We start from the raw sequence: 19,609 nt of genomic DNA on the forward strand, positions 1-19,609 counted from the left end.
GGATGGACCACCGCACGACGTCGGTATTCCGGCAACGCCGAGCGCCATGACCAGGGCAAGCACGAGTGCGCGCCACCGCCGCGTGTGCGTTCTCATACCGCTCCTGCCTGCAGTCGTCGTGCCCTCGATATGGCGCCTCATGCGGCCTTTCCTTCGCGCAGCTGTTCACGCACCCCACGCGGGTCCGCGCTCGGCGCTACGAACAGCGTCAGCATGATCCCGTAGTAGGGCAGGTGGCCGAGCAGCTCGAGCCAGCCGAAGATCGGCAGCGTCGCGGTGAAGAGCACGGCGCCGACGGCCATGACCGGCCTCGTGAGCCGGCCGGAGACGATGACCAGGCCGATCACGAGCTCGGTCAGGCCCGCGACGTAGGCGAATTGTCCGTCTGACACGCCGAGGCCCGCGACGAAGTTGAGATACGGACGATCGGCGAGCAGCGCACCGGCCAGTCCCGGATCGAGCAGCTTCTCGGTGAGCGCGCCGAACGCGATACCAACGCCCATGCATACACGCAGCAGCGTCAGCGCGATGGCCGGCGCCTCGGGTACCGGCAGCGCCTTCTGTTGCCGGAACACGCGGTCGATCGAGATCGCGCCGCGTCCGGTGATGAACAGGAAGATCGCGATCCCGAGGATGTGGACCTGCTCGAGGATCGACTCGAAATTGAACGGCGCCATCGCGACGACGCCGAGCAGCGCGAGCGCGATCGCCGCCGGACGCGTCGCAAATCCGACGAGGAACAGGACGCCACACACGCCTTCTGTGATGAGCAGCGCGAATCCGAATGCGTCCCCCCCGACGTGGAGCGATGGCACGAACAGCATCCCGAGAACGGCTGCGGCGATGAGGGCGAGGCCCACGTGCACGCCGAGCACGAGCGGTCCGAGCCACGCGAACCGCTCCAGCGAGCGGAAGATGCGCGGCTCGCGCGCCGTCCGCTGTATGAACGCCGCCGCGGCGATCGCGAACGCCGCGATGGTGAACGCGGCGATGACCGGGAACGTCAGGAGCAGCGAGTAGTCGGTCGGGTGCTGAGACGGATCGGTGAACCATTTGACGTGACCAAGCGGTGAGCTGAGCACGCCCGCCGTTATGCCACAGGCGCTTGAAGACCGACGAGGCGCTCCTGCCCCGAATAGACGTTGAAGCGGTCGTCGCGCAGGAACCCGACGAGCGTGAGCCCGAAGCGCAGCGCGGTCGCGACTGCGAGGCTGGACGGCGCGCCGACGGCGACGAGGATCGGGATCCCCGCGGCGACCGCCTTCTGCACGACCTCGTAACCCGCGCGGCCGCTCACCGCGAGGACCGACATCGCGAGAGGCAACCGGCCGTCGAGCAGCGCGCGTCCCGCGACCTTGTCCACCGCATTGTGCCGGCCGATGTCCTCACGCAGCGTCACGAGCTCGCCGGCGGCCGTGAAGAGCCCGGCGGCGTGAAGGCCGCCGGTCGCATCGAAAACGCGCTGCCCGCCCCGCAGCTGTTGCGCCAGCGGCGGCAGCGTCGCGGCTTCGACGCGCGGACCCTGAGCGAGCGGCGCGTGATCGTGCGCGAGCGACTCGACCGTCGTGGCGCCACAGACGCCGCACGCTGAGGTCGCGAGGAACGAGCGCTCGGGCCGCCGTCCCGTGCCCTCACGAACGCGGATGTCGATCTGGTTCGACTCGACGATGTCGTCGGTGAGCGGAACGCGGACCTCGCGCTCGCCGGATTCCGCGCTGATGCGCACACCGGTCACGTCCGCGAGCGAGCCGATGACGTGCTCGGCCGAGAGGAGACCGAGCGCGAGCTCGATGTCGTGCCCCGGCGTGCGCATCACGATGCTGAGAGGCACGCCGTTCAGAAGAAGCTGCAGCGGCTCCTCCGCCGCGACCGCGTCGTCGACGTGCTCCCACGCTCGGCCGCGCCAGCGTGAGATCGGAATGCGGGGCGCCTGGGGACGCGCCATGCGCCGATCGTACCGTCAGCGGTAGACGGCGGGCGCGTGACGCCACGTCGCCCAGTTGTCCGCGTCGTGGCTGGTGAACACGCGCGTGAGGTCGTCGCCGGCGAGCGAGCGGATCAGCGCGAGAGACTCCTTCGCGGCGACCTGATCTATGGCGGGAATCTCGCCGCGCTCGATGTTCTCACGCGTGAACGCGGCATCGCCGGTGAGGACGACGCGTCCGGTCTGCGCGAGATCGACGACCAATGATTGGTGCCCGGGTGCATGACCGGGAGTCGGCACGACCTCGACACCGGTCGCGACGCGCGTGCGACCGGTCACCGGGAGGTAGCGCAGCTCCGCGATGTCCCAGTACACGCCGGGGAAGTTCGGCTTCCCCTTGGCGAAGGCGAGGTGCTCGGCCTGCACGACGAACGTCGCGTGCGGGAACGCGCCGTTGTTGCCGGCGTGGTCGAAATGGAGATGGCTGTTCACGACGATCGCGACGTCGTCCGGCGTCACGCCGAGCGCCGCCAGACGAGCGACGATCGCGTCCTCCGACGCCATCATCACCTTGAGCCCGCTCTGCGGACCGAACGTGGCGTCGGGACGTTCGACGTGAACGGGATGAAGGCCGGTGTCGAACACGACGTTGCCCTCGTTCGTCCGCAGCAGGGCCGACCATACCGGCGCGACGACGCGCTCATCACGCGCGGCACCCAGGGTCCACGGCTGGAACGCCGAGCGCGCGATCTCGACCGCGCCGGTGCGGAAGAGCATGAGCTCGATCATTCGCGCAGCAGCTCGTCCACCGCGGCGTAGGGATCGATCGCACGCTTGGCCACGCGCGCGATGGCGTTCTCTACGCGGTCCTCACCGAGACGGTCACGGAGGCGCCGCACCAGCGAATCACGCAGCAGCTCCTCGACCTCCGCGCGTGCCGATGCCCGCCGCCGCTCGTCGCGCTCGCCGCTCTCGGCGACCCACGCTCGATGTTTCGCGATCGCGGCGACGAGCTGATCGGTGCCCTCGCCCGTCGCGGCGACCGTGCGGACGATCGGCGCCTTCCACGCCGTGCGCGGCGCGCCCAGCGTCAGCATCTGCGCGAGATCGCGCACGGTCTCGTCGGCGCCGGGACGATCGGCCTTGTTCACCACGAGCACGTCGGCGATCTCAAGCACGCCGGCTTTGATGGCCTGGATGTCATCCCCGAGCCCCGGCACGGTGACGAGGCAGACCGTGTCGGCGACGCGAACGACCTCGACCTCTTCCTGCCCGACGCCGACCGTCTCGACCAGCACCACGCCGTACCCGAGCGCATCGAGCACGTTGACGATGCGCGAGGTGGCGCGCGCGAGACCGCCGGAGTGGCCGCGGCTCGCCATGCTGCGGATGAACAGGCCCTCGTCGAGGAATCGCTCGCGCATGCGGATGCGGTCGCCGAGGATCGCTCCACCGGTGAACGGCGACGACGGATCGACGGCGACGACCGCGACGCGGTCGGTCGTCGCGCGGTACGCGCCCGCGAGCCGGTTGACGAGCGTGCTCTTGCCACCGCCGGGCGGGCCGGTGATGCCGACGATCTCCGCGTGACCGGTCAATGGATAGAGCGTGCGCAGCGCCTCCGCGGCACCCGGCTCGTCGTTCTCGACGACGGAGAGCAGACGCGCCGTCGAACGTTTGTCGCCGGCCCGAGCGCGCTCCAGCAGGTCGGACGCGGCGCGCGGGGGGTCTTCGGGGGGCGAGGCCCCCCGGCGGTTGGTCACGAGGCCTGTCGCGCCAGGTCCTTCGCGATGACGATGCGCTGTACCTCGCTGGTCCCCTCGCCGATCTCCATGAGGCGCGCGTCGCGCACGATGCGCTCGACCGGATAGTCGCGCAGGTAGCCGTAGCCGCCCAGGATCTGGAGGGCGTCATTTGCGGCGCGGCTCGCTGCTTCGGTCGCGTAGAGCTTCGCCTTCGACGCAGCGACGGTGAACGGCTTGCCGCAGTCGGCGAGCGCCGCGGCGCGGTGGACCAGGAGACGCCCGGCGTCGAGCTGCGTCCGCGCGCGCACGATCTTCCACTGCGTCATCTCGAATTCGGCGATCGGCCGGCCGAACTGCTTGCGCTCCTTCGCGTAGGCGATCGCGGTCTCGAGCGCGGCGCGCCCGAGCCCGAGCGCGAGCGCTCCGATGCCGATGCGACCCTTGTCGAGCACCTTCTTCACGTCCTCGAACGCCAGACCGTCGGCGCCGATGCGATCGCCCTCCGGGACGCGGCAGTCCACGAGCACGAGCTGCGAGGTGTCCGAGGCGTGAAGGCCCATCTTCTTCTCACGCTTGCCGGCGCGGAAGCCGGGCGTCCCGCGCATGACACCGAACGCCGACAGCTTGCGCTCGCCCGCGCCGGCGATCACGACCGCGAAGCCGGCGACCCCACCGTTCGTGATGAACTGCTTCGTCCCATTGATGACATAGCCGTCACCCTTCCGAACGACGCGGCTCTGCACCGCGATCGCATCGGAGCCGGACGATGGCTCGGTGAGCGCCCACGCGCCGAGATACTCACCGCGCGCGAGCGGCGGAAGCCAGCGGCGCTTCTGCTCCTCGCTCGCACCGACGAGAAGATGTCCGATGCAGAGGCTGTTGTGCGCGGCGAGGGTCAGCGCGATGGATCCATCCGCCGCGCCCATCTCCTCCATGACCATCGCGATCGTGACCGTGTCGAGCCCGGCGCCACCGAGGTCCGCGGGGACGGCGAGCCCTGTGAGACCGAGCCGCGCGAGCTCGGGCAGCAGCTCGAGCGGGAACTCGCCGGACTCGCTCCACTTCTCGGCGTTCGGCACGATGCGTTCGCGCGCGAAGTCGCGCACGGCGCCCCGGACCGCGATCTGATCGTCGCGGTAGTCGAACCGCACTAGGCCTGCGGGTAGGCCGAGCGCACGGAGGCGTCAAGGGTCGGCAGGATCTCGTCAACGAGCTTCTGGTCCGCCTCCATCACCGTTCGGTCCACCTCGAACGCCTTGCGGCGGGCGGCCGTGATCAGCTGCCGTTGCTCCTGCGGAAGCTTGGTGAACGCGATGAGCCGCGCGCGGGTCAGGCGCCTGCGTTCGTCGAGATTGTCGATGCGCGTGAGCTCGCGCATCTGCGGCGTCAGCGCGCCCACGCGCGCGATGTCGTTCGGGACCGCCGCGGTCATCTCGAAACGCTTCTTCCAGAACTCGATCGCCGTGTTCTCGTCGCTACCGACGAGCGAGGCCAGACCGACGTCGATGGGCCGCGTGTCCTTCTTGCTGCCGAATAGACCTGCCATCTCTGGACTCCTTCTAAAGACTTCTCACGCTGTTGTGTTTCGCGCTTACCGTTTCTCGGACGTACTTCGCGATCTCGTCGAGCGACGCGCCCGGCGGGAAGATGCGTCCCACCCCGTGCTTCTGCAGACCGGGCACGTCGTCCTCGGGGATGATCCCGCCGCCGAAGAGCAGCACATCGTCCATGCCCTTCTCGCGCATGAGCTCCGCGATGCGCGGGAAGAGATAGTTGTGCGCGCCGGAGAGGAGCGATAGCCCGATGACGTCGGCGTCCTCCTGGAGCGCGGTCTCGACGACCTGCTCGGGCGTCTGATGCACCCCCGTGTAGATCACCTCCATCCCAGCGTCGCGCAGGGCGCGTGCCACGACCTTCGCGCCGCGGTCATGGCCGTCGAGCCCGGCCTTTGCGACGACGACGCGGATCGGGCGCTTCAGATCGTGACTCCGAGATCCTCGCTGAGATGCTCTTCCCAATGGAGGTACGTGTAGAAGCCGATGACATCGGCGACCTTGAGATCTGGTGAGCGATCGGCGCTGGCCACGACGGCCTCACGCAGCCGGCGGAGTGAAGTGTCGAGCTCGTCGAGCATCGCCTCGGGACCGACCAGCCGATGCGCCTCCACCGCGCGCTCGTTCTCCGCCTGGATCGTTTGCGCGCTCCACCTGCCGAACGTGCCAGCCTCGACCTCGTTCGTCGCCACCTGCATCCAGTTCGCGACATGGGCGCACATGTCGCGGAACGACCAGCCGGACGGCGTCGCAGCCATGAGACCCGCGCGACCACGATCGCGGACTGCCGTACGGAACGCGGCCCAGCCCTCGTCGAGGCGGAGAAGCGTCAAGTCTTGCGACGCGGGGACCCAGCCTTCGATCTCGGGCAGGTGCTCCGAGAAGTGGCCGTAGCTCTCGCCGGCGATGAGGCGGACGGCCATGAAATGGACATCCTCGTCAGGCGGGAGCGCGGACACGATGTCGACGACCTTCTTATAGGCGTCGTCGAAGCGCTTCACGACCTCGTGGGCGGAGCGCGTGTCGGCCGCCGCCGCCTCGCGATCGTTCTCCGCCTGTACGTTCCGGATCGGCCCGCGACGACCAGCGAGTCGCTCGGGCAGTACCTCCTCGAGCGTCTCGAGCCAGAACGCGAGATGCGACATGAGCGCCTTGCCTGTCCACCCAGCCTTTGTCTTGTCGCTCAGCGGGCGTAGGCCGACGCGCGACAGCGCGCGGCGGAAGGGACGCCAGCCCTCGCGCATCCGCTCGAGCAGCTGGGCCGGACGCGTCGGCACCGCGGCAAAGAGCTCGGTGTGATGCTCCGCGTAGTGCCCGTAGCTGTTGCCGGCGATGACCGCGATGGCCCAATCGTCATTCGCGTGGATCTGCTCGGGCGTGAGCTTCTCGATCTCAGCGACCAGTTTCGTGTGCGCGGCATCGAGATCCGCGAGCACGTCGGCTACCGATCGTTCGCCGGCACGCTCGGCCATCTCGGCATTGAACTCGTCTGTCTCGACGCCGCTCGACTGGCGCTCACCGGTCTCGCGAAGGCCCGCCAGGCGCTTGACCGTGAGCTCCTCCCAACCGGCGACGTGCTGCGCCAGTGCTTTGTACGTCCACCCGGTCGATGTGGGCGCGTCGAGGCCGCCGGCACCGAGCGACATGAGCGCCAGCCGGAAGTTGACCCAGCCCATGTTCACCGCCATCGCCAGGTCTTTCGCGGTCTTGATCGCGGCTCCGAGGTCGGCGAAGTGATCGGGGTAGTGGCCGAGGGTGTTCCACTCGACGATGTCGGTCGCGAGCTTCGGGACGTCGCGACCGTCGAAGGAGTGAACGATCTCCACGACCTTCGCGTGAGCGGCCGTCCAGCGTGCGAGCACATCCGCCACGCTCATGTCCTTCACGTCGGCGGCAGCCCGGCGGTTGAAATCATCGACACTGCCTTCCCACTTCGGGTCGACGCCGTCACCGTCGAGCACGCGCTCGATCCGCGACGGGACCGTCCCCTCCCATGCCGCGTTGTGGGCGACGACCTCTTTAAGCGTCCAGCCGGATGGCAGCCGCTCATCGAATCGCTCCGGCGGCAACGCGTCGATCACCGCCCGCGAGGCGACGTAGCCATGGTCGATCTGCGCGAGCAGGTCCCTCTTAGAAGTAACCGGGGTCGTGATAGACACCAAATACCTCCTTGAGCACCTGTACCTGCTCGCCAACGCTGGCGTTCGCGCGAGCGCATTCGAGGAACGCGGGCATGAGCTCCTCGCGGGCCTTGGCCGCGGCGCGCAGCCGGTCCATCGCCTCGCGCCACCGGCCGGCGTCGCGCTTCTTGCGCGTGTCCAGCAGACGCTCGACCTGCTTCCGCTCGACGTCGGGATCGAGCTCGAGCGTGGGGATCGAAGGCTCGGCCCCGGTCGCGTACTTGTTGATGCCGACGATCGTCCGCTCGCCCTTGTCGACCTCTTCCTGGAAGCGGAACGACGCCTCGGTGATCTCGCGCTGCGGGTAGCCGCGCTCGACCGCCTCGACCATGCCGCCCATCTTCTCGATCTCGGCGAGGTATTTGTCGAAACCCTCTTCCATGACGTTCGTGAGGTGCTCCAGGTAGTAAGAACCGGCGAGCGGGTCGGCGGTGTCGGCGACACCCGACTCGTGCGCGATGACCTGCTGCGTTCGCAGCGCGAGCGTCACCGCCTCCTTCGTCGGGAGCGCGTACGTCTCGTCGAGCGAGTTCGTGTGGAGCGACTGCGTGCCGCCAAGGACCGCCGCGAGCGCCTGCAGCGCGACGCGGACGACGTTGTTGTACGGCTGCTGCGCGGTCAGCGACACGCCCGCGGTCTGCGCGTGCGTCCGCAGCTGCAGCGCCCGCGGGTTCGTCGGGTGGTAACGGCGCTCGATCTCGCGGGCCCAGATGCGCCGCGCCGCGCGGAACTTCGCGATCTCCTCGAAGAAGTCGTTGTGCACGTCCAGGAAGAAGGACATCCGCGGCACGAAGTCGTTCACGTCGAGCCCGGCGGCGACGCCCCACTTCACGTACTCGAGGCCGTCGATGAGCGTGAACGCGAGCTCCTGTATCGCCGTCGAGCCGGCCTCGCGGATGTGGTAGCCGGACACCGAGATGGTGTTCCATTTCGGCACGTCGCGCGAGCCGAAGCGGAATGTGTCGATGACGAGGTCCATCGCCGGTCGCTCGGGCACGATCCACTCGCGCTGCGCGATGTATTCCTTGAGGCAATCGTTCTGGATCGTGCCGCCCAGAGCGGTGAGCGGATAGCCACGCTTCTCCGCGGCCGCGAGATACATCGCCCACACGATCGAGGCGGGGCCGTTGATCGTCATCGACGTCGTGACCTGGTCGACCGGGATCTTGTCGAACAGGATCTCCACGTCACGGATCGTGTCGACCGCGACGCCCTCACGTCCGACCTCGCCGCGCGAAAGCGGATCGTCGGAATCGCGACCCATCAGCGTCGGCATGTCGAACGCGGTGGAGAGTCCGGTCACGCCGTGCGCGAGCAGGTAGTGGAAGCGCTCGTTGGTGTCCTCGGCCGAGCCGAAGCCCGCGAACTGCCGCATTGTCCACAGGCGCGAGCGGTACATCGTCGGGTGGATGCCGCGCGTGTACGGGAACTCGCCCGGCGCAGCAAGCTGCGTCGCCGCATCGAATCCCTCGAGGTCGTCCGGCGTGTAGAGGGGCTCGATCGGGACCTCGGAGAGCGTCGTGAAGTGGTCCTTGCGCTCCGCGCGCTTCTTCACCGCCGGGCCGTACACCTCGTCGAGCCACCGCTGCTTGGCCGTCTTGTTCGTGTCGGCTCGGCCCTTGGCCTCGCCGCGCGACTTCTGCAGCGTCACGCGGCCACCAGCGATCGGGCGATGACCATGCGCTGTACTTCGCTCGTTCCTTCGTAGATCGTCGTCGCGCGCGCATCACGTGCGTAGCGCTCGACCTCGTACTCGCGCATGTAGCCGTAGCCCCCGAAGACCTGCAGCGCCTGGTACGTGATCCGCTGCGCCGCTTCGCTGGCGTAGAGCTTGGCCATGGACGCTTCCCGGGTGAACGCGCACCCACGGTCGCGCAGCCACGCCGCGCGGAGCGCGAGCATCCGGGCCGCATCGAGGTCGGTGCGAGCGCGCGCGAGCGAGAAGCGGATCGCTTCGAATTCGACGAGCGGCGTGCCGAACTGCCGCCGCTCGCGGCCATAGGCGATCGCGCGGTCGATCACCGCACGCGCGATCCCGATCGACTGCGCGGCGATCCCGATGCGCCCGCCATCGAGTCCCGCGAGGGCGATACCGAAGCCTCGGCCGATCTCGCCGAGCACCGCGTCGCTGCCCACGCGAGCGTCTTCGAGTACGAGCGCACTGGTGTCGGAGGCGAGCAGCCCCATCTTGAGCTCGGATGGACCAAGGCTCACGCCGGGCCCATCGGTCGGAACGATGAAGGCGGTGATGCCGGAGTGAGGTCGTCCTTCCTCGGCCTCCCCAACGCGCGCGAAGGTGATGACCAGCGGCGCGTACTTCGCGTTGGTGATGAACTGCTTGCTGCCATTCAGGACCCAACCGTCGCCATCGCGGCGTGCGGTCGCGCGCAGCGAAGCCGCGTCGCTCCCGCTCGTGGCCTCCGTGAGCGCGAACGCGCCCAGACCAGATCCGTCGATGAGTCGGGGCAGCCAGCGCGCGCGCTGATCGGGCGTGCCGTACCGGACGATCGAGCCCGCGACGATGCCGCTGTTGACCGACACACCGACCGCGAGCGACGGCCACGCCGCCGCGAGCTCCTCGAGGACCAGCGCGAACACGACCGTGGATGCACCGAGGCCGCCATTCTGTTCAGGCACGCCCATGCCGAGCACGCCGAGCTCGCCCAGGTCGCTGATGACGTCGGCGGGCAGCGCGCCGTCTTGCTCCGCCCCGGCGATCCGCGGCGCGAGAAGCGCGCTCGATGCCCAGTCACGCACCGCGGCTGCCAACTCGCGCTCCGTCTGTCCCGTCTCGGGCCGCATCAAGCCGCGGCTTTCGTCTTCTTCACGGCCTCCGTGAAGGCGGGCAGGAACTCGAACAGGTCGCCCACGACACCGTAGTCCGCGATCTTGAAGATATCCGCGTCGGGATCCTTGTTCACCGCGACGATGACCTTGCTCGACGTCATACCTGCGAGGTGCTGGATCGCGCCTGAGATACCGAGCGCGATGTACAGGTCTGGCGTGACGGTCTTCCCCGTCTGCCCGACCTGCTCCTCGTTCGGCCGCCACCCTGCGTCGGTCACCGCGCGCGATGCGCCGGTCGCGGCGCCGAGCGCGTCGGCCAGGTCCTCCAGCATCTTCCAGTTCTCGGGCCCTTTCAGGCCGCGTCCGCCGGAGACGATCACGCGTGCCTCGCTGAGCGAGACGCGCTTGCTCGACGTCGCCGTCGGCTCGAACCGCACGAACTTCAGCCTCCCCCCTGCGCTGGCGTCCGCCGTGAGCGCCGTCACCGCGACGTCGCCCGCGCCGGCCGGCAGCGTCCACGCGCCGGGACGGATCGACAGCACCGCCGGCGTCGGAACGCGCAAGGTCGCGCGCACCTTCCCGGCGTACATGGGCCGCTTCGCTTCGAACGCTCCGTCCTTCGCCGACGCGTCGGTGCAGTCCGCGGCGTATGCCCACCCGAGCTTCGCGGCGACGCGCGCGGCGAGATCGCGTCCGTTGAGCGTCGCGCCGGTCAGCACCACGTCGGCGCCGCCCGACTTCGCGTGCGCCGCGACGGCGTTCGCGTGCGCGACGGGGTGATAGCGGTCGGTCCCGCTGACCTCGACGACCTCGGTGTCGCCGAACGACTTCGCCTTCGCCGCGATCTCCGCGCTCACGCGGCGGAGCTTGCCGTCGTTCCGTTCCGCGACGATCAGGATCTTCACAGGACCTTCGCCTCTTCGTGCAGCAGGCGCGCGAGCTCCACAGCGAGCGCCTTCACGTCGCCGTCGGCCTTGAGGATCTTTCCGCCACCGCGCTGCTGCGGCGGCTCCATCGCCACGACCTCGGCCCGCGGCGCGCCCGGCGTCACGCCGAGCGCGGCGAGATCCTTCTCCGGGATCTCCTTCTTCTTCGCCTTCATGATCCCGGGCAGGCTCGGGTAGCGCGGCTCCTTCGCGCTCTTATGCACCAGCCCCACGACCGGCAGCGGCGTGGTCCACACCTCGTGGCCGCCCTCGATCTCTCGCCATAGCTCGACGCCGTCGGCGCCCGCGGCGATCTTCGTGAGCATCCCGACGTGTGGCCAGCCGAGCGCCTCGGCGAGCGCGGGTCCGACGAGACCCTGGTCGTCGTCCGACGCCTGCTTCCCGCACAGGACCACGTCCGGCTTCGCGTCCTTCACGATAGCGGCGAGCGCCTTCGCGACATCGAGCCCGCCGACCTTGTCGTCCGCGGTCACCAGCGTGGCGTCGTCGCAGCCCATCGCGAGCGCCTGCCGCAGGGCATCGCGCGATCGCGCCGGGCCGACCGTGACGACGCTCACCGTCGTCGAGGGATCACCGTCCTTGTGCTCGAGCGCCAGCTCGATCGCGTACTCGTCGTACGGCGAGATCGACCAGGTGATGCCCTCGGTCGCGACCGACCTGCCATCGGCTGCGACCTTCACGCGCACGGTCGAGTCAGGCACCTGTTTCAGGCACACGAGGAACTTCATCTCAGACGATCTCCTCGTCGTTCGCGTAGCGCAGGCCGACCCAGATCGCGAACACCGCGACCACGATCGCGAAGAGCGCCCCGACGATCCACGCGATCGTCCCGCCGTCAGTGAGGTCCATCAGTTCGTCTCCAAGCGCGCGGCGACGAGCTCGAGCACATCGACCGGCTTGATGGACTCTTGCACGCCTTTGGCCCCGACGCCCTCCTCGAGCATGATCAGGCAGTACGGGCAACCGCTCGCCACCTTGGTCGCGCCCGACTTCGTCGCGAGCAGCTGATCGACGCGGCGGTGATTCACGCGCTGTCCCATCTTCTCTTCCATCCACATCCGGCCGCCCCCCGCGCCACAGCAGAACCCGCGCTCGCGGTTGTGTGGAGCGATCTCCGCTCGCGTGACGCCGGGCACCGCGTCGAGCACGTCGCGCGGCGCGTCGTAGATGCCGTTGTGCCGGCCGAGGTAGCACGGGTCGTGGTAGGCGACGACCTCGGAGACATGCGTGTCGGTCATCGTGATCTTCCTGTCGTCGAGCAGCTTCTTCACCAGCGGCAGCGCGTGCGTGACCTCGTAGTTACCCCCGAGCTGCGGGTACTCGTTCGCGATCGTGTTGAAGCAGTGCGGGCAGGACGTGATCACCTTCTTTACCGCGGCCGCGTTCAGCGTCTCGATGTTCTGCTGCGCCTGCAGCTGATAGAGGTACTCGTTACCCATGCGCCGGGCCGGGTCACCGTTGCACGTCTCGGCCGCGCCGAGGATCGCGAACGAGACGTTCGCGGACCTCAGGATCGTCGCGAGGGCGCGAGCGACGCGCTGGTTGCGACGGTCGTACGACGCCGCGCACCCGACGAAGTACAGGTACTCGGCGTCGGGCTTCTCCGCGAAGGTCGGGATCCCAAGGTCCCGGGACCAGTCGCCGCGCGTCTCGCGCGGCTCGCCCCACGGGTTCCCGGCGCGCTCGATGTTCGTCATGGCGCGCTGCGCCTCGGCCGGAGCCGCGCCCTCCATGAGCGTGAGCGAGCGTCGCATGTCGACGATCTTGTCGATGTGCTCGATCGTCACCGGGCACGCTTCGACACACGCCGCGCAGGTGGTGCAGGCCCACAGCTCATCGGGCTTCGTCTCGACCCAGTGCGCGGGCGCCGTCGTCTCGGCCTTCGCGTCGGCGAGCAGCTTCGGTCCTTCGCGCAGCAGCTGGTCGCGGATGTCGAGGACGATCTTCTGCGGATCGAGCATCTTGCCGGTGGCGAGCGCCGGGCAGTTGTCGGAGCAGCGCCCGCATTCGGTGCAGGTGTACCCGTCGAGGAGCTGCTTCCACGAGAAGTCGCGGATGTTCGCGGCGCCGAACGTCTCCTTGTTCTCGATGTCCTCGATGAGCTGGAGCGCGCCACGCGGCCGCGACGAGCGGAAGTACACGTTCGGCAGCGTGGTGACGATGTGAAGGTGCTTCGTGCGCGGGAGGTAGACCGCGAAGGCGAGGATCGTCACGACGTGCGCCCACCACGCGCCCGCGAACACGGCCGAAGAGCTCTCGCGGGAGAAGAGATTCACGAGACCCGCAAGCGGCGGCGGCGTCACACCGGCCTCCAGCTGGCCGGCGGCGATGCCGGCGCTCTCGAAGACGAGCAGCGTGAGCATCAGGAAGGAGATGAGCCCGAGGATCACGTAGCCCTCGGGCGCGATGTGCATCCGCGGAGGCTTCACGAACGCGCGGCGCGCGACGGCGACGATGACCGACGCGAGCACCGCGACGGCGAAGATGTCGAGCGTCCACGCGTAGAGGCCGGTGTCGGTGAGCGGCAGGTGCCGACCGAACACACCCGCGAGGAGCAGATCGGCGCTCCCGTAGGTGATGACGAGGAAGCCCCAGAAGATCAGCGCGTGTCCGATCCCCCGCACGTAGTACGGCCGCTTCAGGAGCTTGCGTTGCCCGAGGTAGATCACGATCTCGTCACGCAGCCGGCGCGCCGGGCTGTCGCTGCGGTCCTCGTTGCGCCCCAGACGCAGCAGCCGGTACAGGAGCGATGCGCGCCAGAAGAATCCGCCGAACCCGAGCACGATCAGCGCGAGCAGCACCAGCACGAGGCCCTGCGTCGGCGCGATCACGCGATCACTCTTTCAAGATCTCCTGGGCGATGACGAGATTCATGATCTCGCTCGTCCCCTCGTAGATCTCGGTGATCTTCGCGTCGCGGTAGTGGCGCTCGGCCGGGAAGTCGGTGAGGTAGCCGTAGCCGCCGAAGATCTGCACGCATTCGCGCGCCGCGCGCACCGCGACGTCGCTCGCGAACAGCTTCGCCTGGGCGGCCGCGAGGATGTGATCCTCGCCGCGGTCCTTGAGCGTCGCGGCGCGCCACACGAGGAGACGGGCCGCGTCGATCTCGGTCGCCATGTCCGCGAGCTTCCACTGGATCGCCTGGAACTCGACGATCTTCTTGCCGAATGCCTCGCGCTCCTTCGCGTACGCGAGCGAGTCCTCGAGGCACGCGCGCGCGATGCCGACCGCCTGCGCCGCGATGCTGATGCGGCCTCCGTCGAGCGTCGAGAGCGCGATCTTGAAGCCCTCACCCACCCCGCCGAGGAGATTCGCCGCCGGCACGCGGCAGTCTTGGAACACGAGCTGCGCGGTGTCCGACCCGCGGATGCCGAGCTTGTGCTCGATCTTGCCGACACTGAAGCCCGGCGTGTCCTTCTCGACGATGAACGCCGCGATGCCGCGATGTCGGGCCTTCGCAGCCTCGCTGCCGGCCGACTTGGACGCATCGCCGACCTGCGTCTGCGCGAAGACCAGCGTGATGTCGGCGCTCGCGCCGTTCGTGATGAAGTTCTTCGTTCCGTTCAGCACCCATGCATCGCCGTCGCGGCGGGCGGACGTTCGCATCGCCGCGGCGTCGCTGCCCGACGCCGGCTCCGACAAAGCGAAGCACCCGAGCTTCGCGCCACTTGCGAGCGGCCGCAGGAAGCGGTCCTTCTGGGCGTCGCTGCCGTGATGCAGGAGCGGGTCGACCACGAGCGACACGTGCGACGACATGACGACGCCCGTCGATGCGCAGGCGCGGTTGATCTCCTCGGTCACGAGGGCGTAGCTCAGCGCATCGAGACCGGCGCCACCGTACGCCTCTGGGACGTAGATCCCGAGGAAGCCCAGCGATGCCATCTCGGCGAGCAGCTCCGGTGGGATCTTGCCCTTCTCGTCGATCTCGCGAGCGCGCGGGAGCACCTTCTCGCGCGCGAAGTCGCGCGCCGTCCGCTGGACGAGCTCCTGCTCTTCTGTGAGCGAGAGGTCGAAGCCGGTCACCGTCTCAGTGGTCGTGGCCATGTCCGTGTCCATGCTCCTCGTTCGCGTGGAAGCCGACGTACCGACCGTCGGGGTCGCGAGCGTAGAAGTAGTCGCCCTGGAACGCGCCGACCGCGCAGCCGGCCTCCTTCGCGCGTGCGTACGCGCTCGCGACGTCGTCGATGCCGAACCAGACGACGAAGCCGCGCTGCGCGCGCACCTCGGCCTCGGTCTGCCGATCGTCGGGGTCGTGGATCACGACCTGCGCGTTCTCGGTCTCGAGCCAGGTCGCGCCGCCCTGTAGCTCCGCCTTGAGCCCGGCGATCTCGGTGTAGAAGCGCACGACCTCCTCGCGCCGCGACGTGAAGGCCATGACCGGACCGACGCTGGGCACGTGGTCGTCGCTCACGCCGCCTCCACCGCGAGCGCGACCGCCTCGCCGCCGCCGAGGCAGAGCGACACGATGCCGCGCCGCTTGCCCCGCGCGCGAAGGGCGTAAAGGAGCGTGACGAGAAGACGCGCGCCGGACGCACCGATCGGATGCCCGAGCGCGACGGCGCCGCCGTTCACGTTGAACTTGTCATCGGGGATCCCGAGCTCGCGGCGCACGCCCTCGATGCCGCTGAACGCCTCGTTCACCTCGAACAGGTCGACCCCATCGACGGTCCAGCCCGCTCGCTCGAGCACGCGCGCGATCGCGCCGCTCGGCGCGAGGAGGAAGAGGTCGGGCTCGCGCGCGTACTGCGCCTGCGCGATGATGCGTGCGATCGGTGCGGCGTGCAGCTCGCGGGCGCGATCAGCGGAAGCGACGACCAGCGCGGCCGCGCCGTCGTTCAGCTTCGAGGCGTTGCCCGCGGTAACGGTCCCGCCTGGCTTGAAGGCTGGCGCGAGCTTCGCGAGTGCTTCGAGGCTCGTCTCGCGCGGCGACTCGTCCTTCGCGATCGTCGTGACCGCACCCTTTCTTCCCGGAACATCGACGGTGACGATCTCCGCGTCGAACGCGCCCTCCTTCTGCGCCCGGAGCGCCTTCTCGTAGCTGTGCAGCGCGAAGCGGTCCTGATCCTCGCGCGTGAGCGCGCAGCACTCCGCGGCCTTCTCGCCGCCGAGGCCCATGTGCCCGCCGCCGTACGCATCCACGAGACCGTCCACCAGATTCGCGTCTTCGATGTGGTGATCGCCGAGCGACAGTCCGGTGCGCAGACCGCGAGCGAGGTATGGCGCGTTCGACATCGACTCCATCCCGCCGGCGACGATGCAGCGCGCTTCACCGGCGAGGATCTGCGATGAGGCGAGCATCACGCTCTTCAGGCCCGAGCCGCAGACCTTGTTGACCGTCGTGCATGGAACGCTCTGCGGCAAGCCCGCTCCAAGCGCGGCCTGTCGCGCCGGCGCTTGACCGACGCCGGCCTGGACGACGTTGCCCATGTAGACCTCGTCGATCTTGTCGTCGGCCATCCCGGAGCGTTCGATCGCGGCGCGGATCGCGATCGCGCCGAGCTTTGGCGCCGCGAGGGGCGCGAGACCGCCGAGGAACGCGCCGATCGGAGTGCGCGCCGCCCCGACGATGACGACCTCGCTCATTTGTCCTCCTCGAGCAGCCGCTGCGTCACGTGCTCCCGGTACGAGCGGATCTCGTCGCGTAGCGCGGCGAGCTCGCTCATGCGGTCACTCAGTGTGGCGAGGTGCGCGTCGAGCAGCTCGACCAAGCGAGGCAGGACGTTGCGGTTCGATCGGTGCCGCTGGAACATCCGCTCGAGCTCGAGCATCTCCTGAAGCGTGAGCCCGAGCATCTTCAGCTTGCCGATGTACTTGAGACGGCGCACGTCGTCGTCGGTGTAGACGCGCACGCCGCCGTCGAGGCGCTTCACGGATTCGAGAAGGCCGAGCTCCTCGTAGTAGCGGATGGTCCGCTCGGTCAGTCCGACCTTCGCGGCAAGCTCCCCGATGCGGTATTGGCCGACCGTCGTCGCCACGCGCTCTCCCCGAAAGCACTTTGCCAGTTCACGTCAACTGGCAGCCAGAGCATACCTCCGGTGGTCGCAGTCAGCCGGCGATGCGGCGGAGCGCGAACGCGAGCGCGTCCGATGCGAGTGCCGCGTCGACGGTCGCGGCCGACTCCCGCGGTGTGTGGCTGCCCCCGGTCGAGCGGATGAACAGCATCCCGGTCGGGACACCGGCGAGCGCTGGGTTCTGCGCGTCGTGCCCCGCACCGCTCGACAGGAGAGGCGCCTCGACGCCAACGCTCGACGCCGCCCTCGCGAACATGTCGCGCATCGTGAGGTCCAGCGGCGTCGGCGGCACGGCATTGAACACGTCGATCGAGGTCTCGAGTCCGCGCGCCTCCGAGACGCGTCTCACCGCCTCGCGGAGATCCGCCATCACGGCGTCGATGCGCATCTGATCCGGTGCCCGCACGTCGATCGAGAAGATGCACTCGCCCGGCACGACATTCTTCGCGCCCGGACGCACGGCGATCTCGCCCACCGTGCCGACGGTGTTCTCGCGCGAGCGCGCCGCGGTCTCCAGCGCGAGAGCCATCTCCGCAGCGCCGAGGAGCGCATCGGACCGCGCGGTCATGACGGTCGCACCGGCGTGATCGGCACGCCCCTTCACGGTCACGCGCCCGTGCACGATCCCGACGATGTCGCTCACGACGCCAAGCGGACGATTCGCTTCCGCAAGACGCGGCCCCTGCTCGATGTGGAGCTCGAGGTAGGCCGCGATCTCCCGCGGATCCCGCGCGGCGAGCGCGGGGTCGCCCTGCTCGCCCAAGGCGCGCAGCGCGTCGACGACCCTGATCCCGTTCCGATCGGTCCGCTCGGCCGCACGTGCGGGGAGGCGGCCGAACGCGGCCGCCGATCCGAAGAGGCCGATCCCGAAACGCGCGCCCTCTTCGTCCGCCCAGGCCACGACCTCGATGGGGCGTTGGAAGCGAGTGCCAACGTCCAGGAGCGACTCGACCGCCTCGATCGCGCAGATCACGCCGAGCGCGCCGTCGAAGCGGCCGCCCTCCGGCACGGAGTCAAGGTGCGAGCCGACGAGCAGCACGGGATCGTTGTCGCGCTCGCCGGGGAATCGCGCGAACAGATTCGCCGCCGCATCGCGGCGGAGCACCGCGCCGCGCGCTGCGCACCACGACCCAACGAGATCGCGCGCGGCCTGCTCCTCGGCGCTGAGCCCGAGACGCGTGACCGCGCCGTCGCGCGCGCCGATCGCGGACAGCTCGTCGATGTGCTTCTGTAGCCGGAAGAAGTCGCTCATGTGATGAGATGCGCCTCCAGCTCTCCCGGCGCAAACGGTAGACCGCCGAACACTTCGCGCTCGAGCGCCTTCGCGGCCGGGATGGCGCGTTCGATGTCGGCGGCGAAACGTGGGTGGCGATGCGCGGTGTCCCGTGCGCGCGCGTCGATCGTTTCCACCCTCATCCCTCCGCGGCGGTCCGCGACGTAGACGATCTTGTCCGCGAGTGTGGCGGGCGCCGTCGCGGGATCGAGCACCGTGTAGATCGCGTGCCGGCGAGCCGGCTCGACCGAGCCCGCCAGCCCTTCGGCGGCGAGGATCAGCGCCGACAGCTCGTTGTGCTCCCGCCTGTCGTCAGCGACGAGCGGGCTGCGCCCGATGTCGTGGAGATACCCGGCCAGCGCGATGTCGCGAGCCTGCGTCTTCACGTCCGCGCGGGCCGAAACGATCGTCTCCGCGATCCGTCCGACGAGCAGGCTGTGCGTACGCAGCCAGGCCGGATACGCGTATCGGTCGAAAAACTGCTCGGCTTCTGTGGATATCTTAGTCAACTCGCTATTGACACCCCGTCGTCGGATGAATACGGTGCCGCCGGGGAGCGTGACTCGGGTTGGACGGACCGGCGAGCGGCGAGCGCATCATCGCGCACCTTGCCTTCGCGCGAGCGGTGGCCGCGCGGTCACTCGATCCGCGCTGTCGCGGGGCGGACCGAGAGGATCTGATCGCGTGGGGCGTCGTCGGTCTGGTGCAGGCGGCGCAGCGCTACCGGGGTGACCTCGGTGCGTCGTTCGGCGCGTACGCCGCCCGCCGGGTGCGCGGCCAGGTGCTCGACGCGCTGCGCGAGCGCGACCCGCTCACGCGCTCCGCCCGCAGGGCATACCGCGAGGCGCAGCGCATCTCGGAGGATCTCCCGCCGCCGTACGTCGAGATCTCGCTCGACCGGCTTGCGGAGCTTGGGGACGCCGGGATCCCAACGCCCGAAGCGGCCGCCGCCGCGACGCGCCGCGACGCGCGCTGGGACGGCGTCGCGCGCGAGCTCCGCAGACTCACGAAGCTGGAGCGTCGCGTGATCGTGCTCTCCTACGGGCGCGGCCTGACGCTGCGCGAGATCGGCGTGACAGTGGGGCTCTCGGAGTCGGGCGTGTGTCGCGTCCGCGCGCGAGCGCTGCGACGGCTGCGGTCCGCGCTTGGGGAGGACCAGGAGGCCGCCTAGCGCGACGGCTAGAGTCGC

The 19,609-nt window shown here is 69.2% G+C and carries 20 protein-coding genes; 1 reads left to right on the forward strand and 19 read right to left on the reverse strand.

Annotation, left to right across the window (positions count from 1 at the left end; all coding sequences use genetic code 11):
- Positions 1 to 137: 137 nt before the first annotated feature.
- The 19 genes from VI056_00645 to VI056_00735 all read right to left on the reverse strand — a co-directional run bounded on the left by VI056_00645 (position 138) and on the right by VI056_00735 (position 18,929).
- On the reverse strand, positions 138 to 1,082 hold the full coding sequence (locus tag VI056_00645; GenBank protein ID HEY6201525.1) for a hypothetical protein: 945 nt from the start codon (positions 1,080 to 1,082) through the stop codon (positions 138 to 140).
- 8 nt (positions 1,083 to 1,090) lie between these two features.
- Positions 1,091 to 1,945 (reverse strand): formate dehydrogenase accessory sulfurtransferase FdhD, encoded by an 855-nt coding sequence (fdhD, locus tag VI056_00650; protein HEY6201526.1) that lies wholly within the window; start codon positions 1,943 to 1,945, stop codon positions 1,091 to 1,093.
- Positions 1,946 to 1,960: 15 nt separating this feature from the next.
- Positions 1,961 to 2,713, reverse strand: a complete 753-nt coding sequence (locus tag VI056_00655; protein ID HEY6201527.1) for an N-acyl homoserine lactonase family protein — start codon at positions 2,711 to 2,713, stop codon at positions 1,961 to 1,963.
- Positions 2,710 to 3,687, reverse strand: coding sequence for a methylmalonyl Co-A mutase-associated GTPase MeaB (gene meaB, locus VI056_00660; protein HEY6201528.1), 978 nt, complete (start codon positions 3,685 to 3,687; stop codon positions 2,710 to 2,712). The genes VI056_00655 and meaB overlap by 4 nt, the downstream gene beginning before the upstream one ends.
- The gene (locus tag VI056_00665) at positions 3,684 to 4,820 is read right to left on the reverse strand and encodes an acyl-CoA dehydrogenase family protein (GenBank protein ID HEY6201529.1); all 1,137 of its coding nucleotides are present in this window, start codon (positions 4,818 to 4,820) and stop codon (positions 3,684 to 3,686) included. Before VI056_00665 ends, meaB begins: the two co-directional genes overlap by 4 nt.
- Complete coding sequence (locus VI056_00670; protein ID HEY6201530.1) at positions 4,820 to 5,215, reverse strand: hypothetical protein; 396 nt, start codon at positions 5,213 to 5,215, stop codon at positions 4,820 to 4,822. Before VI056_00670 ends, VI056_00665 begins: the two co-directional genes overlap by 1 nt.
- A 13-nt stretch (positions 5,216 to 5,228) precedes the next feature.
- The gene (locus VI056_00675) at positions 5,229 to 5,648 is read right to left on the reverse strand and encodes a cobalamin B12-binding domain-containing protein (protein HEY6201531.1); all 420 of its coding nucleotides are present in this window, start codon (positions 5,646 to 5,648) and stop codon (positions 5,229 to 5,231) included.
- On the reverse strand, positions 5,645 to 7,381 hold the full coding sequence (locus VI056_00680; protein HEY6201532.1) for a maleylpyruvate isomerase N-terminal domain-containing protein: 1,737 nt from the start codon (positions 7,379 to 7,381) through the stop codon (positions 5,645 to 5,647). The genes VI056_00675 and VI056_00680 overlap by 4 nt, the downstream gene beginning before the upstream one ends.
- Complete coding sequence (locus VI056_00685) at positions 7,353 to 8,972, reverse strand: methylmalonyl-CoA mutase family protein (protein HEY6201533.1); 1,620 nt, start codon at positions 8,970 to 8,972, stop codon at positions 7,353 to 7,355. The genes VI056_00680 and VI056_00685 overlap by 29 nt, the downstream gene beginning before the upstream one ends.
- A 77-nt stretch (positions 8,973 to 9,049) precedes the next feature.
- Positions 9,050 to 10,204 carry an acyl-CoA dehydrogenase family protein gene (locus VI056_00690; protein ID HEY6201534.1) on the reverse strand — a complete coding sequence of 385 codons (1,155 nt, stop codon included), beginning with the start codon at positions 10,202 to 10,204 and terminating at the stop codon, positions 9,050 to 9,052.
- Positions 10,204 to 11,094, reverse strand: coding sequence for an electron transfer flavoprotein subunit alpha/FixB family protein (locus tag VI056_00695; GenBank protein ID HEY6201535.1), 891 nt, complete (start codon positions 11,092 to 11,094; stop codon positions 10,204 to 10,206). The genes VI056_00690 and VI056_00695 overlap by 1 nt, the downstream gene beginning before the upstream one ends.
- A complete protein-coding gene (locus VI056_00700; protein ID HEY6201536.1) occupies positions 11,091 to 11,864 on the reverse strand; it encodes an electron transfer flavoprotein subunit beta/FixA family protein in 774 nt (257 codons plus the stop codon). Before VI056_00700 ends, VI056_00695 begins: the two co-directional genes overlap by 4 nt.
- 120 nt (positions 11,865 to 11,984) lie before the next feature.
- Complete coding sequence (locus VI056_00705; GenBank protein HEY6201537.1) at positions 11,985 to 13,967, reverse strand: (Fe-S)-binding protein; 1,983 nt, start codon at positions 13,965 to 13,967, stop codon at positions 11,985 to 11,987.
- A gap of 4 nt (positions 13,968 to 13,971) precedes the next feature.
- A complete protein-coding gene (locus tag VI056_00710; protein ID HEY6201538.1) occupies positions 13,972 to 15,180 on the reverse strand; it encodes an acyl-CoA dehydrogenase in 1,209 nt (402 codons plus the stop codon).
- A complete protein-coding gene (locus VI056_00715; protein ID HEY6201539.1) occupies positions 15,164 to 15,547 on the reverse strand; it encodes a VOC family protein in 384 nt (127 codons plus the stop codon). The genes VI056_00710 and VI056_00715 overlap by 17 nt, the downstream gene beginning before the upstream one ends.
- Positions 15,544 to 16,719 carry an acetyl-CoA C-acyltransferase gene (locus VI056_00720; protein ID HEY6201540.1) on the reverse strand — a complete coding sequence of 392 codons (1,176 nt, stop codon included), beginning with the start codon at positions 16,717 to 16,719 and terminating at the stop codon, positions 15,544 to 15,546. Before VI056_00720 ends, VI056_00715 begins: the two co-directional genes overlap by 4 nt.
- Positions 16,716 to 17,111 (reverse strand): MerR family transcriptional regulator, encoded by a 396-nt coding sequence (locus VI056_00725; protein ID HEY6201541.1) that lies wholly within the window; start codon positions 17,109 to 17,111, stop codon positions 16,716 to 16,718. The genes VI056_00720 and VI056_00725 overlap by 4 nt, the downstream gene beginning before the upstream one ends.
- A gap of 70 nt (positions 17,112 to 17,181) precedes the next feature.
- Positions 17,182 to 18,399 (reverse strand): M20 family metallo-hydrolase, encoded by a 1,218-nt coding sequence (locus VI056_00730; GenBank protein HEY6201542.1) that lies wholly within the window; start codon positions 18,397 to 18,399, stop codon positions 17,182 to 17,184.
- A complete protein-coding gene (locus tag VI056_00735) occupies positions 18,396 to 18,929 on the reverse strand; it encodes an HD domain-containing protein (protein ID HEY6201543.1) in 534 nt (177 codons plus the stop codon). Before VI056_00735 ends, VI056_00730 begins: the two co-directional genes overlap by 4 nt.
- A gap of 59 nt (positions 18,930 to 18,988) precedes the next feature.
- On the opposite strand from VI056_00735, the gene VI056_00740 reads away from it, so the two are divergent.
- Positions 18,989 to 19,591: a sigma-70 family RNA polymerase sigma factor gene (locus tag VI056_00740; protein ID HEY6201544.1), complete on the forward strand. Its 603-nt coding sequence runs from the start codon at positions 18,989 to 18,991 to the stop codon at positions 19,589 to 19,591.
- The last annotated feature ends 18 nt before the right edge of the window (positions 19,592 to 19,609 follow it).

Source organism: Candidatus Limnocylindria bacterium (genome assembly GCA_036523395.1).
Lineage (GTDB): Bacteria > Chloroflexota > Limnocylindria > P2-11E > P2-11E > CF-39.

Coding starts and splice junctions, on each gene's coding strand:
- fdhD (HEY6201526.1), bottom strand. CDS start 1,945: ATGGCGCGTCCCCAGGCGCCCCGCATTCCGATCTCACGCTGGCGCGGC.
- VI056_00655 (HEY6201527.1), bottom strand. CDS start 2,713: ATGATCGAGCTCATGCTCTTCCGCACCGGCGCGGTCGAGATCGCGCGC.
- VI056_00670 (HEY6201530.1), bottom strand. CDS start 5,215: ATGGCAGGTCTATTCGGCAGCAAGAAGGACACGCGGCCCATCGACGTC.
- VI056_00690 (HEY6201534.1), bottom strand. CDS start 10,204: ATGCGGCCCGAGACGGGACAGACGGAGCGCGAGTTGGCAGCCGCGGTG.
- VI056_00700 (HEY6201536.1), bottom strand. CDS start 11,864: ATGAAGTTCCTCGTGTGCCTGAAACAGGTGCCTGACTCGACCGTGCGC.
- VI056_00710 (HEY6201538.1), bottom strand. CDS start 15,180: ATGGCCACGACCACTGAGACGGTGACCGGCTTCGACCTCTCGCTCACA.
- VI056_00720 (HEY6201540.1), bottom strand. CDS start 16,719: ATGAGCGAGGTCGTCATCGTCGGGGCGGCGCGCACTCCGATCGGCGCG.
- VI056_00730 (HEY6201542.1), bottom strand. CDS start 18,399: ATGAGCGACTTCTTCCGGCTACAGAAGCACATCGACGAGCTGTCCGCG.